The 12,196-nt window shown below is 64.2% G+C and carries 13 protein-coding genes; 10 read left to right on the top strand and 3 right to left on the bottom strand.

Going from position 1 to position 12,196, the window contains the following annotated elements; translation table 11 throughout:
- Window positions 1-174 precede the first annotated feature (174 nt).
- Entirely contained in the window at window positions 175-1,701 is a 1,527-nt protein-coding gene (locus tag F3J44_RS16980) for a SulP family inorganic anion transporter (protein WP_205299941.1), read from the top strand.
- Between the two features lie 113 nt (window positions 1,702-1,814).
- Here F3J44_RS16980 and F3J44_RS16985 read toward each other — a convergent pair whose 3' ends face one another.
- Window positions 1,815-2,456 (bottom strand): hypothetical protein, encoded by a 642-nt coding sequence (locus F3J44_RS16985; protein ID WP_167063850.1) that lies wholly within the window; start codon window positions 2,454-2,456, stop codon window positions 1,815-1,817.
- A gap of 368 nt (window positions 2,457-2,824) precedes the next feature.
- Here F3J44_RS16985 and coxB point away from each other — a divergent pair, with 368 nt between their 5' ends.
- The 4 genes from coxB to F3J44_RS17005 are packed head-to-tail and all read left to right on the top strand — an operon-like array spanning window position 2,825 to window position 7,066.
- Window positions 2,825-3,952 (top strand): cytochrome c oxidase subunit II, encoded by a 1,128-nt coding sequence (coxB, locus tag F3J44_RS16990; protein ID WP_167274247.1) that lies wholly within the window; start codon window positions 2,825-2,827, stop codon window positions 3,950-3,952.
- Between the two features lie 43 nt (window positions 3,953-3,995).
- Window positions 3,996-5,585, top strand: coding sequence for a cytochrome c oxidase subunit I (gene ctaD / locus F3J44_RS16995; protein WP_167063856.1), 1,590 nt, complete (start codon window positions 3,996-3,998; stop codon window positions 5,583-5,585).
- Between the two features lie 10 nt (window positions 5,586-5,595).
- The gene (locus tag F3J44_RS17000) at window positions 5,596-6,162 is read left to right on the top strand and encodes a cytochrome c oxidase assembly protein (RefSeq protein WP_167274250.1); all 567 of its coding nucleotides are present in this window, start codon (window positions 5,596-5,598) and stop codon (window positions 6,160-6,162) included.
- Between the two features lie 16 nt (window positions 6,163-6,178).
- Window positions 6,179-7,066 (top strand): cytochrome c oxidase subunit 3, encoded by an 888-nt coding sequence (locus F3J44_RS17005; RefSeq protein ID WP_167063862.1) that lies wholly within the window; start codon window positions 6,179-6,181, stop codon window positions 7,064-7,066.
- A gap of 87 nt (window positions 7,067-7,153) precedes the next feature.
- On the opposite strand, the gene F3J44_RS17010 is transcribed toward F3J44_RS17005, so the two are convergent.
- On the bottom strand, window positions 7,154-7,357 hold the full coding sequence (locus F3J44_RS17010; RefSeq protein WP_167274253.1) for a twin transmembrane helix small protein: 204 nt from the start codon (window positions 7,355-7,357) through the stop codon (window positions 7,154-7,156).
- A 51-nt stretch (window positions 7,358-7,408) separates the two neighbouring features.
- Between F3J44_RS17010 and F3J44_RS17015 the strand changes: the two genes are divergently transcribed.
- Genes F3J44_RS17015 through F3J44_RS17035 form a run of 5 tightly spaced genes read left to right on the top strand, consistent with a single transcriptional unit; the run spans window position 7,409 to window position 11,292 of the window.
- Window positions 7,409-8,146 carry an SURF1 family protein gene (locus F3J44_RS17015; protein WP_167274257.1) on the top strand — a complete coding sequence of 246 codons (738 nt, stop codon included), beginning with the start codon at window positions 7,409-7,411 and terminating at the stop codon, window positions 8,144-8,146.
- The gene (locus F3J44_RS17020; RefSeq protein ID WP_167063867.1) at window positions 8,115-8,696 is read left to right on the top strand and encodes a hypothetical protein; all 582 of its coding nucleotides are present in this window, start codon (window positions 8,115-8,117) and stop codon (window positions 8,694-8,696) included. The genes F3J44_RS17015 and F3J44_RS17020 overlap by 32 nt, the downstream gene beginning before the upstream one ends.
- Before the next feature lie 9 nt (window positions 8,697-8,705).
- Window positions 8,706-9,785 carry a heme A synthase gene (locus F3J44_RS17025; RefSeq protein WP_167063870.1) on the top strand — a complete coding sequence of 360 codons (1,080 nt, stop codon included), beginning with the start codon at window positions 8,706-8,708 and terminating at the stop codon, window positions 9,783-9,785.
- Complete coding sequence (gene cyoE / locus F3J44_RS17030) at window positions 9,770-10,663, top strand: heme o synthase (protein WP_167063873.1); 894 nt, start codon at window positions 9,770-9,772, stop codon at window positions 10,661-10,663. Before F3J44_RS17025 ends, cyoE begins: the two co-directional genes overlap by 16 nt.
- The gene (locus F3J44_RS17035) at window positions 10,660-11,292 is read left to right on the top strand and encodes an SCO family protein (RefSeq protein ID WP_167274259.1); all 633 of its coding nucleotides are present in this window, start codon (window positions 10,660-10,662) and stop codon (window positions 11,290-11,292) included. The genes cyoE and F3J44_RS17035 overlap by 4 nt, the downstream gene beginning before the upstream one ends.
- Window positions 11,293-11,384: 92 nt before the next feature.
- Here F3J44_RS17035 and F3J44_RS17040 read toward each other — a convergent pair whose 3' ends face one another.
- Entirely contained in the window at window positions 11,385-12,158 is a 774-nt protein-coding gene (locus F3J44_RS17040; RefSeq protein WP_167063879.1) for a MetQ/NlpA family ABC transporter substrate-binding protein, read from the bottom strand.
- Between the last annotated feature and the right edge of the window lie 38 nt (window positions 12,159-12,196).

Raw genomic sequence — 12,196 nt, forward strand, 5'->3', positions numbered from 1 at the left:
ATAGCCGGCTGCACCCGCCAGGGGTGTGGCGCGGCCTTCGGCTGCCTTGAAAATGCCCTGACTGCCCTGCCGGCGATTGCGCTGGCGGCCCGCGCCTGCGCGCACGTCAGGGGCCAAACGTGCCCACGGCCAGGGGAATGGCCGTGTGACAAAGTAAGGAGAATGATGGTGAACATGACACAGTTGAAAGCGGCCCTGCCGCGAGAGTTGCTGGCGTCGGTGGTGGTGTTCCTGGTTGCCCTGCCGTTGTGCATGGGCATTGCGATCGCCTCGGGCATGCCGCCGGCCAAGGGCCTGATCACCGGCATCATCGGCGGTATCGTGGTGGGCTTTCTGGCCGGCTCGCCGTTGCAGGTCAGCGGCCCGGCCGCGGGCCTGGCGGTGCTGGTGTTCGAGTTGGTGCGCCAGCATGGCATGGCCATGCTGGGGCCGATCCTGCTGCTGGCGGGCATCCTGCAGTTGCTGGCCGGGCGCTTGCGCCTGGGGTGCTGGTTCCGCGTTACCGCCCCGGCGGTGGTGTACGGCATGCTGGCGGGTATCGGCGTGCTGATCGTGCTGTCGCAGGTGCATGTGATGTTCGACACGGCGCCGCAGCCTTCGGGCATGCAGAACCTGCTGGAATTCCCGGCCACCGTGGCCGCGGCGCTGCCCCAGGAAAGCGCAGGTTCTGGTTGGATGGCCGGTGCCCTGGGCCTTGGCACCATCGCCATCATGTGGGGCTGGGAGCGCTTGCGCCCGCAGCGGCTGCGCTTTGTACCTGGGGCGCTGCTGGGCGTGGCGGCGATGACCGCCATCGCCATGTGGCTGGCGCTGCCGGTGAACCGTGTGCAGGTGCCGGCCGACCTGTCGCAGGCAATTGATTGGCTTCGTCCGGCCGACCTGTTCAAGCTGGCCGACCCAACCCTGCTGGTGGCGGCCTTTGCCCTGGCCTTTATCGCCAGTGCCGAAACGCTGCTGTCGGCGGCGGCAGTCGACCGAATGCACAGCGGCCAGCGCTCGGATTTCGACCGTGAGCTGTCGGCCCAGGGTGTCGGCAACATCCTTTGCGGGGTGCTGGGCGCGCTGCCGATGACCGGGGTGATCGTGCGCAGTTCGGCCAACGTGCAGGCCGGTGCGCAAACCCGTGCCTCGGCGATCCTGCATGGCCTGTGGTTGCTGGCGTTCGTGGTGGCACTGAGCAGCGTGCTGCAGCAGATTCCGGTGGCGAGCCTGGCGGGCGTGCTGGTGTTCACCGGGGTGAAGCTGGTGGACTTCAAGGCGTTCAAGGGCCTGGGCCGTTACGGCCGGATGCCGATGTTCACCTACGCGGCCACGGCGCTGGCGATTATTTTCACCGACCTGCTGACCGGCGTGCTGCTGGGCTTCGCCCTGACCTTGCTGAAGCTGGCGTTCAAGGCGGCGCGGCTGAAGATCAACCTGGTGAGCTTGGAGAATGATGGCCACATGGAACTGCGCCTGAGCGGCGCGGCTACCTTCCTCAAGGTGCCGGCGCTGACCCAGGTGCTCGACAGCGTGCCGGCGGGGACCACCTTGCATGTGCCGTTGGGCAACCTGAGCTACATCGACCACTCGTGCCTGGAATTGCTTGAAGACTGGGGCCGGAGCAATGCGGCCAATGGGGCGCGGTTGCTGATCGAGCAGCGGCGCTTGAAGCGGCGGATCGAGGGGCGGTTGCGCACCACCGCGGGAGTCGGGGCTTGAGGTGAAAGGCGTGGCGGCCTCTTCGCGGGGCAAGCCCGCTCCTACAGCCTTCGATGGCTACCCATCGCCTGTAGGAGCGGGCTTGCCCCGCGAAGAGGCCGCCACAGGAAGCATCAGGCCGGCTGGCCCAGCTCCACACCCAACTGGCGCGAGAGGCAAGGCCAGCGCTTCCAGGCCGCGCCGGTTTCCGGGCTGCACAGGGTTTCGCGGTAGGCTTCCACCGATTCTGCGGCGAAGCTGTCTTCGTCGAGCATTTCGTCCACCGAATGGTGCACCACCTCATCGAGCTGGTTGGCAAAGGTTTCGCCGATCAGCTGATGGGCGATCAGGTTGGCCACCGTGGTGTCCACCGGAATCAGCGGCTGCTGGAAGTGGCGGATGTACAGGTCGTTGACCTCTTCAACCAGGCGGTGCGCCAGGTAGGCCTCATCCAGCAGGCAATCGAGACCCACATGGCCCTGCATCACGCTCGGTGGCTGCAGGAAATAGGCCTCGGCGATTTTCAGCACCGGTTTGATCTGCGATTCGATACCGGCCTCGCGGGCCACGTCGTGGGCAGCTTCCAGCAGCTCCGGAACTTGATCGATGTAAGCGCTGACGAAGCGCGCCAATGTACCCTGGGCGTCCTGCTCAGGCAGTTGGATCGAGGGGTGCAGGTGGGGCAGTTGCAGCTCGAGACGCTCTTTCAGTTGGCCGGTGCGGCCTTCGTGGTCGTGGGCTTGGCTAATCTGCTCGCGTACAGCAGCGATGTTCATGACAACTCCAGGGACAGGACGTTTCAAACGGAAGACACTAACTTAGCTCGGTATACAGCATACCTAAGACGCATTTGTTATAGATGACGCAAACGTGTGCGCAGTTAGCTATATGGGCAGGCCATTATTGTGCCATAACCCTTCAAACACGGGCTTCTGCCGGCATTTCCCGATTTCGTGACGATGTTTTAACCGGCGCCGTTGCGGGCCATTGGTCGCTGTCTATACTCCCGGTGAACGTGATTCGTTGATGAGGCCCAGCTGCTACCAGCAGGGGCTCGGTCGTCGAAGCCAGGCAGTCTTGACCGCCGTTCCCTCTTGCCCAGGCCATGCCTCCGGGACTACAAGAACGAGAAGGGGAACCCGCAATGATGCGACATCCACATGTCTGGATGGGCCTGCTGTTGTGGTCGGTTTTTGGTCAGGCCAACGCTGCCTGGACCGTGAACATGCACCCAGGGGCGACGGACGTCTCCAACGCCGTGTTCGACCTGCACATGACCATTTTCTGGATCTGCGTGATCATCGGCGTCGTGGTGTTTGGCGCGATGTTCTGGTCCATGGTCGTCCACCGGCGCTCCACCGGCCAGCAACCGGCGCATTTCCACGAACACACCTGGGTAGAAATCCTCTGGACCATCGTCCCCTTCCTGATTCTGGTGGCCATGGCGATTCCGGCCACCAAGACGCTGATCGACATCTATGACGCCAGCGAGTCGGACATCGACATCCAGGTCACCGGCTACCAGTGGAAGTGGCACTACAAATACCTGGGCCAGGACGTTGAGTTCTTCAGCAATCTGGCCACCCCCGCCGAGCAGATCCACAACCAGGCGCCGAAGGACGAGCATTACCTGCTGGAAGTCGACCAACCGCTGGTGCTGCCGGTGGGCGCCAAGGTGCGCTTTCTGGTAACCGCCGCCGACGTCATCCATTCCTGGTGGGTGCCGGCCTTCGCGGTCAAGCGTGACGCCATTCCCGGATTCGTCAACGAAGCCTGGACCCGTGTCGAGAAGCCCGGCATCTACCGCGGCCAGTGCACCGAGCTGTGCGGCAAGGACCACGGTTTCATGCCCGTGGTGGTCGAGGTCAAGTCCAAGGCCGACTACGACACCTGGCTGGGTGAGCGCAAGGCCGAGGCCGCCAAGCTCAAAGAACTCACCAGCAAGGAGTGGACGCTCCAGGAGCTGGTCGAGCGCGGCGACAAGGTTTACCACACCACCTGCGTGGCCTGTCACCAGGCCGAGGGCCAGGGCCTGCCGCCGATGTTCCCGGCACTCAAAGGCTCGAAAGTGGCCACAGGGCCGAAGGAGGAACACCTGAGCACGGTGTTCCATGGCCGCCCGGGCACGGCGATGGCCGCGTTCGGCAAGCAGCTTTCGGAAGTCGACATCGCCGCCGTGGTGACCTACGAGCGCAACGCCTGGGGCAACAACAAGGGCGACATGGTCACGCCGAAGGACGTGCTGGCGCTCAAGCAGGCAGAAGCGAAGTGAACCGGGTTTCGCGCGGCAATCAGCAGATTGCAGGAGACAGGACATGAGTGCAGTGATCGACGACCACGCCCACGGCCATGACCACGCCCACGGCCCGGCCAAGGGCCTGATGCGCTGGGTGCTGACCACCAACCACAAGGACATCGGCACGATGTACCTGTGGTTCGCCTTCATGATGTTCCTGCTTGGCGGCTCCTTCGCCATGGTGATCCGCGCCGAGCTGTTCCAGCCCGGGCTGCAGATCGTCGAGCCGGCGTTCTTCAACCAGATGACCACCATGCACGGCCTGATCATGGTATTCGGCGCGGTGATGCCGGCCTTCGTCGGCCTTGCCAACTGGATGATCCCGCTGATGATCGGCGCGCCGGACATGGCCCTGCCACGGATGAACAACTTCAGCTTCTGGCTGCTGCCCGCAGCCTTCCTGCTGTTGGTTTCGACCCTGTTCAGCCCAGGCGGCGGGCCGAACTTCGGCTGGACCTTCTACGCCCCGCTGTCCACCACCTACGCGCCGGCCAGCGTGACCTTCTTCATCTTCGCCATTCACCTGATGGGCATCAGCTCGATCATGGGCGCGATCAACGTGATCGCCACCATCCTCAACCTGCGCGCCCCGGGTATGACCCTGATGAAGATGCCGCTGTTCGTCTGGACCTGGCTGATTACCGCGTTCCTGCTGATTGCGGTGATGCCGGTGCTGGCGGGGGTGGTGACCATGATGCTGATGGACATCCACTTCGGCACCAGCTTCTTCAGCGCCGCCGGTGGTGGCGACCCGGTGCTGTTCCAGCACGTGTTCTGGTTCTTCGGCCACCCCGAGGTGTACATCATGATCCTGCCGGCCTTCGGCGCGGTCAGTTCGATCATCCCGGCGTTCTCGCGCAAGCCGTTGTTCGGCTACACCTCGATGGTGTACGCCACCGGCGCCATCGCCTTCCTGTCGTTCATTGTCTGGGCCCACCACATGTTCGTGGTGGGCATCCCGGTGGTCGGCGAGCTGTTCTTCATGTACGCCACCATGCTGATCGCCGTGCCTACCGGGGTGAAGGTGTTCAACTGGGTGAGCACCATGTGGGAAGGCTCGCTGAGCTTCGAGACGCCGATGCTGTTCGCCATCGCCTTCGTCATCCTGTTCACCATCGGCGGCTTCTCCGGGCTGATGCTGGCCATTGCGCCGGCGGACTTCCAGTACCACGACACCTATTTCGTGGTGGCGCATTTCCACTATGTGCTGGTGCCCGGGGCAATCTTCGGCATCTTCGCCTCGGCGTACTACTGGCTGCCGAAATGGACCGGCCACATGTACGACGAAACCCTTGGCAAGCTGCACTTCTGGTTGTCGTTCATCGGCATGAACATGGCCTTCTTCCCCATGCATTTCGTGGGGCTGGCCGGCATGCCGCGGCGAATTCCCGACTACAACCTGCAGTTCGCCGACTTCAACATGGTGTCGTCGATTGGCGCGTTCCTGTTCGGCACCACCCAGCTGTTCTTCCTGTTCATCGTCATCAAGTGCATCCGTGGCGGTGCGCCGGCGCCGGCCAAACCCTGGGACGGCGCCGAGGGCCTGGAGTGGGAAATTCCCTCGCCTGCGCCCTACCACACCTTCCAGACCCCGCCAGACGTGAAGTAGGAGTGCGGCCATGAACGGCTCTGCGCTCAAGCGCCTGGTCACCCGCCTGCTGCTGCTGACGGTGGTGATGTTTGCCTTCGGTTTCGCCCTGGTGCCGATGTACGACGTGATGTGCAAGGCCTTCGGCATCAACGGCAAGACCGGTGGCCAGTATGAAGGCAGCCAGGTCAGTGACCCGAGCCGTTCGGTGCGGGTGCAGTTCATGTCGACCAACGCCGCCGACATGGTCTGGGACTTCTATTCCACCGCCGACCAGCTGGAGGTCAACCCAGGGGCGGTGAACCAGATGATCTTCATTGCCCACAACCCGACCAACCGGCCGATGAGTGCGCAAGCCATCCCCAGCATCACCCCGGCCGAGGCCGCGGCGTATTTTCACAAGACCGAGTGTTTCTGCTTCACCCAGCAGGTGCTGCAGCCGGGCGAGCGCATCGAGATGCCGGTGCGCTTCATCGTCGACCGCGACCTGCCGGCCAGCGTCAAGCACCTGACACTGGCCTACACCTTGTTCGACATCACTGCGCGTCATCCGCCGGTTGCCCATGCCGCGGTGCAGAACGCCCAGGGCGCCCGCTAAGGGAAGGAGATCGGCAATGGCAAGTCATGACCACTACTACGTACCGGCGCAGAGCAAGTGGCCGATCATCGCCACCCTCGGCATGTTCATCACGGTGTTCGGCCTGGGCACCTGGTTCAACGACATGAAGGCCGGCCACCCGTCTTCGCACGGGCCGCTGATCTTCTTCGTCGGTGCGCTGTTCCTGGCCTACATGCTGTTCGGCTGGTTCGGCTCGGTGGTACGCGAAAGCCGCGCGGGGCTCTACAGCCCGCAGCTGGACCGCTCGTTCCGCTGGGGCATGAGCTGGTTCATCTTCTCGGAAGTGATGTTCTTCATGGCCTTCTTCGGCGCGCTGTTCTATGTGCGGGTGCTGGCCGGGCCATGGCTGGGTGGTGAAGGGCACAAGGGCATCGCCCACATGCTGTGGCCGAGCTTCGAGTTCGCCTGGCCATTGCTGCACACGCCAGACCCGAAACTGTTCCCGCCGCCCAAGGAAGTGATCAACCCGTGGCACCTGCCGTTGATCAACACCATTTTGCTGGTGAGCTCCAGCGTCACCATCACCCTCGCCCACCACGCCCTGCGCCGTGACCACCGGGGGCCGCTGAAATTCTGGATGGCGCTGACCATCCTGCTGGGCGTGAGCTTCATCTCGCTGCAGGCCTACGAGTACCACGAGGCCTATACCCAGCTGGGGCTGACGCTGGGTTCGGGGATCTACGGCGCGACGTTCTTCATGCTCACCGGTTTCCACGGTGCCCACGTGACCTTGGGCACGATCATTCTGATCGTGATGTTCGTGCGCATCCTGCGCGGGCACTTCAACCCCGACAAGCACTTCGGTTTCGAGGCGGCGAGCTGGTACTGGCACTTCGTCGATGTGGTGTGGGTGGGGCTGTTTATCTTTGTCTACGTGCTGTAGGAGCGGGCTTGCCCTGCGAATGCGATGTTGAATGTGCCGGCGCATTCGCGGGGCAAGCCCGCTCCTACAGGGGGGAGGTGAACGCTTTTAGAAGGGCGCGTGGGAAACCAGCTGGCCGCTGATGAAGCCCCAGGCAACCAGGCCGACGGTCAGGGCCGCCAGGGTGACCCGCACGGTCAGGGCCTTGAGCAGGCGAGTGGATGGGTCGTCGTCCTTGACCAGAAACACCAGGCCACTGAACAGGCTGGCCACCGTGGCCAACAGCATCAGGACAATCGTGGCCTTGAGCATGGCGCTACTCCGGGGGAATGCAGTGATGTGGATAAGTATAGCGAGGCGCCCGTGAGGCCGTTTCGCCCAGGCTGGATACCCACCCTGCTGGTGCTCGCGCTGCTGCCAGGGCTGATCGCACTCGGCTGCTGGCAGCTGGGCCGCGCCGATGAAAAACGCGCGTTGCTCACCACTTATGCCGAGCGTGAAGTCGAACCACCGGTGGCCACCAGCCAGCTCCCGCAAACGCAAGACCCCGCCTACCGCCGTGTGCGCCTGTTCGGCCGCTTCGATGCCGAGCACAGCATCCTGCTGGACAACAGCATGCGTGACGGCCAGGCCGGCGTGGAGCTGCTGCAACCCTTCCATGACCAGGCCAGCGGCCTGTGGCTGCTGGTCAATCGCGGTTGGCTGCCGTGGCCGGATCGCCGCGTGCCAGTGACATTCACCACGCCCGATCAGGCCCTGGCACTGGATGCCACGGTGTACGTGGCGCCGGGCAAGACCTTCCAGCTACACCCCGACCCAGTCGGCGGGCAGTGGCCGCACCTGCTCACTGCCGTCGACCCGGCCACGCTCTGGCAGCAGCTCGACCGCGAAGGTTTCGCCCATGAACTGCGCCTGGAACCGGGCGCTGCCAGCTACCGGCTGGGCTGGCCAATCGTGGCCCTGGGCCCGGAAAAGCACTTGGGATACGCGGTGCAATGGTTCGCCCTGGCCACCGCCCTGGTACTGCTCTACCTCTACTTTGGCTGGCACCACAAGAAGGAGAAACCCCATGGCCGCCGCCACTCCACTGGACCTGCCTGACCGTAGCAAACCCAGAGCCCGCGGGCGTTTGCAGCTTATTTTGATTTTGCTGGTGGTGCTTGGGCCGATGGTGCTGGCCACCTGCATGTACAAGCTGCAGTTCTGGGTGCCCGATGGCCGCAGCTACCACGGCGCGATGATCGGCAATGGCCTGAGCCGCGCCGATATCGGCATCGCTGGCGAGGACGAGCGCTGGCAGTTGCTGGTCAGCGCCCCGCAGGCCTGCACCGAGGACTGCCAGCGGCTGGTCTACCTGGTGCGGCAGATTCAGGTTGGCCTGGGCCGCGACGCCAGCCGCGCCAGCCATGCCTTGGCCACCGCGCAGCCACTGAACGCCGAGTACCAGGCGCTGCTCGGCCGTGAATATCCGCAATTGCAGCGCTATCCACTCGACGCCCAGCGCTACAGCCAGAAGGTGGGTGAAGTCGGCCCGCAACTGTGGATCGTCGACCCCCACGGCAACCTGGTGCTGCGCTACGACGCCAAGGTCAACGGCAAGCATGTGCTCGACGACCTGCGCCACCTGCTCAAGCTGTCCAACATCGGCTAGGAGCCTGCCATGGCCAGACCTGGATTTCGCCTTGCTGTGTTCGCCACTTCGCTGGCCCTGCTGGTCGTCCTGCTCGGGGCCTACACCCGCCTGACCCACGCCGGCCTTGGCTGCCCCGACTGGCCGGGCTGCTACGGCTTCATCAGCGTGCCCAAGGGCGAGGCGCAGCTGGCCCATGCCGAGCTGCATTTCCCCGACCACCCGGTGGAGCAAGCCAAGGGCTGGGCGGAAATGGTCCACCGTTATTTCGCCGGCACCCTGGCCGTGCTGATCGCCCTGCTCGCCGTGCAGGCGCTGCGCCGCCACGCCCGCGACGGCCAACCCTACCGGCTGCCGGTGTTGCTGCTGGGCGTGGTGCTGGCCCAGGCGGCCTTTGGCATGTGGACGGTTACCCTCAAGCTGTGGCCGCAGGTGGTCACCGCGCACTTGTTGGGTGGCTTCACCACCTTGAGCCTGCTGTTCCTGTTATCCCTGCGTCTATCCCGGGCCTTTGCGCCCTTGCCGAAACTGCCCTTGAGCCTGCGCAGGATTGCCGCCCTGGCGCTGCTGGTGGTGATCGGCCAGGTCGCGTTGGGCGGCTGGGTCAGTGCCAATTACGCGGCAGTGGCCTGCATCGACCTGCCAACCTGCCATGGCCAATGGTGGCCGGCAGCGGACTTCAGCAACGGCTTTCACCTGACCCAGCACGTCGGCCCCAACTACCTGGGCGGGCAGTTGGACAGCGATGCGCGCACGGCCATCCACCTGAGCCACCGCCTGGGGGCGCTGCTGGTGACCTGTGTGCTGCTGATGCTCAGCTGGAAGCTGCACCGCTGTGGCCTCACGGGCCTGGCGCGCCTGGTGCTGCTGGCATTGGCGCTGCAGGTGGGCCTGGGCATCAGCAACGTGTTGCTGCACCTGCCGCTGGCCGTGGCCGTGGCGCACAACGCCGGTGGTGCACTGCTGCTGCTGTGCATGGTGCTGGTGAACTACCGCATCCGTGTGGTCGACAAGGTACGTGTCGGCATCGGCCAGGGCTGGCGGCTGCGGCCGGTGGCCGGCGTTGAGCTGACCCATCACATGAGGAACGATACGTGGCGACGCTTCTAACGGCGCGGCGGGCCGGCTGGCGCGACTACCTGGAGCTGACCAAGCCCAAGGTGGTGGTGCTGATGCTGATCACTTCACTGGTGGGCATGTTCCTGGCGACCCGCGCCGGGGTGAGCTGGAGCGTGCTGCTGTTCGGCAACCTGGGCATCGCCCTGTGCGCGGGCGGCGCGGCGGTGGTCAACCATGTGGTGGACCGGCGTATCGACGCGCTGATGGCGCGTACCCGCAAGCGCCCGCTGGCCCAGGGCCGGGTCGAGCCGTTGCCGGCCCTGTTGTTCGCCCTGGCCCTGGCGGTGGTGGGCCTGGCCTTGCTGCTGGCGTTCACCAATGCCCTCACCGCCTGGCTGACGTTGGCCTCGCTGCTGGGCTATGCGGTGCTCTACACCGGCTTTCTCAAGCGCGCCACGCCGCAGAACATCGTGATCGGCGGCCTGGCTGGCGCCGCGCCGCCGCTGCTGGGCTGGGTGGCGGTAAGCGGGCACGTCAGCGCCGAGCCGTTGCTGCTGGTGTTGATTATCTTCGCCTGGACGCCACCGCACTTCTGGGCCCTGGCCATTCACCGCAAGGAGGAGTACGCCAAGGCCGATATCCCAATGCTGCCGGTGACCCATGGCGAGCGCTACACCAAGCTGCATATCCTGCTGTACAGCCTGATATTACTGGCGGTGAGCCTGCTGCCCTACGCCATCCACATGAGCGGCCCGCTGTACCTGGGCTGTGCCCTGGCGTTGGGCCTGCGCTTCCTGCAATGGGCCTGGGTGTTGTACCGTGGCAGCCGGCCGCACGCGGCGATCGGCACCTTCAAGTACTCTATCGGCTACCTGTTCGCGCTGTTCATCGCGTTGCTCGTTGACCACTACCTGTTGCTGAACCTATGACCCGAACCCAGAAAACCGTCTTCATCCTCGTTGCCCTGGTCGCGCTGATCATGGGCCTGACCGTCAACAAGGTGCTCAGTGGCCGTGGCCAGCTCAACCCTACCGAGCTGATCGATGCCGGCATCATCCTTTTGCCGCAGAGCCGCACCGTGGCCGATGTGAGCATGACCAACCAGGACGGCCAGCCGGTGCGGCTGGATGAGCTCAAGGGCAAATGGTCGTTGCTGTTCTTCGGCTACACCTACTGCCCGGACATCTGCCCGACCACCCTGGCCCAATTGCGCCAGGTGAAGAGCGAGCTGCCCAAGGACGCCGTGGACCGCCTGCAGGTGGTGCTGGTGAGCGTGGACCCGAACCGCGACACGCCGAACCAGCTCAAGCAGTACCTGGGCTATTTCGACAAGGATTTCGTGGGGGTGGCGGGGTCGATCGAGGATACCCAGAAGCTGGCCAATGCCTTGAGCATTCCCTTCATTCCAGCCGATACCAGCAAGCCTGGGTATACCGTGGATCACAGCGGCAACCTGGCGATCGTCGGGCCGGATGGGCGCCAGCGTGGGTTCATTCGTGCGCCGTTCAACAACCAGAAGCTGGTGGCGCAGTTGCCGGGGCTTGTGAAGCGGGATTGAGCGCCGCGTGCGCGGCGCAATCGCGAGCTGCGCTCGCTCCTACAAGGGATTGCGATTTCCGGTAGGAGCGAGCGCAGCTCGCGATGGTTTGCTTAGAACGCCGGAACCACAGCGCCCTTGTACTTCTCGATAATGAACTGCTTCACCTCAGGCGAGTGCAGCGCCGATACCAGCTTCTTGATGGCATCGGAATCCTTGTTGTCCGGGCGGGCGACCAGGATGTTCACGTAGGGCGAGTCGCTGCCTTCAATGGCCAGGGCGTCTTTTTCCGGGTTCAGCTTGGCTTCCAGCGCGTAGTTGGTGTTGATCAGGGCCGCATCGACCTGGGTCAGCACGCGCGGGATGGTGGCCGCTTCCAGCTCACGGAATTTGACGTTCTTCGGGTTCTCGGCAACATCCTTCACGGTGGACAGGATGTTCTTGTTGTCCTTGAGCTTGATCACACCGGCCTTGTCCAGCAGCAGCAGGGCGCGGCCGCCGTTGGTGGCGTCGTTGGGGATGACCACGGTGGCGCCGGACGGCAGCTCGTCGAGCTTCTTGATCTTGGTCGAGTACACGCCCAGCGGCTCGATGTGCACGCCAGCGACGCTCACCAGGTCGGTGCCCTTGGCCTTGTTGAACTCATCCAGGTACGGCTGGTGCTGGAAGAAGTTGGCGTCCAGGCGCTTTTCGGCCACCTGCACGTTTGGCTGGATGTAGTCGGTGAACTCCTTCACCTTCAGGTCCACGCCTTCTTTGGCCAGCTGTGGTTTGACGAAGTTGAGGATTTCGGCGTGCGGCACCGGGGTGGCGGCAACGCTCAGGGTTTCGGCAGCGTTGGCCGAAAAGGCCGCGACAGCGGCGACAACAGCAAGCAGCTTCTTCATTGATCACTCCTTGTGAGGGCCGCGACGGCCCCCGAACG

It is taken from the genome of Pantoea sp. Tr-811, from assembly GCF_011752535.1.
Classification (GTDB): Bacteria; Pseudomonadota; Gammaproteobacteria; order Pseudomonadales; family Pseudomonadaceae; genus Aquipseudomonas.

What these genes read in the sequence shown, in the direction of transcription:
- F3J44_RS16980 (WP_205299941.1), top strand. Translation starts at nt 175, where the DNA reads ATGACACAGTTGAAAGCGGCCCTGCCGCGAGAGTTGCTGGCGTCGGTG.
- F3J44_RS16985 (WP_167063850.1), bottom strand. Translation starts at nt 2,456, where the DNA reads ATGAACATCGCTGCTGTACGCGAGCAGATTAGCCAAGCCCACGACCAC.
- coxB (WP_167274247.1), top strand. Translation starts at nt 2,825, where the DNA reads ATGATGCGACATCCACATGTCTGGATGGGCCTGCTGTTGTGGTCGGTT.
- ctaD (WP_167063856.1), top strand. Translation starts at nt 3,996, where the DNA reads ATGAGTGCAGTGATCGACGACCACGCCCACGGCCATGACCACGCCCAC.
- F3J44_RS17000 (WP_167274250.1), top strand. Translation starts at nt 5,596, where the DNA reads ATGAACGGCTCTGCGCTCAAGCGCCTGGTCACCCGCCTGCTGCTGCTG.
- F3J44_RS17005 (WP_167063862.1), top strand. Translation starts at nt 6,179, where the DNA reads ATGGCAAGTCATGACCACTACTACGTACCGGCGCAGAGCAAGTGGCCG.
- F3J44_RS17010 (WP_167274253.1), bottom strand. Translation starts at nt 7,357, where the DNA reads ATGCTCAAGGCCACGATTGTCCTGATGCTGTTGGCCACGGTGGCCAGC.
- F3J44_RS17020 (WP_167063867.1), top strand. Translation starts at nt 8,115, where the DNA reads ATGGCCGCCGCCACTCCACTGGACCTGCCTGACCGTAGCAAACCCAGA.
- F3J44_RS17025 (WP_167063870.1), top strand. Translation starts at nt 8,706, where the DNA reads ATGGCCAGACCTGGATTTCGCCTTGCTGTGTTCGCCACTTCGCTGGCC.
- F3J44_RS17035 (WP_167274259.1), top strand. Translation starts at nt 10,660, where the DNA reads ATGACCCGAACCCAGAAAACCGTCTTCATCCTCGTTGCCCTGGTCGCG.
- F3J44_RS17040 (WP_167063879.1), bottom strand. Translation starts at nt 12,158, where the DNA reads ATGAAGAAGCTGCTTGCTGTTGTCGCCGCTGTCGCGGCCTTTTCGGCC.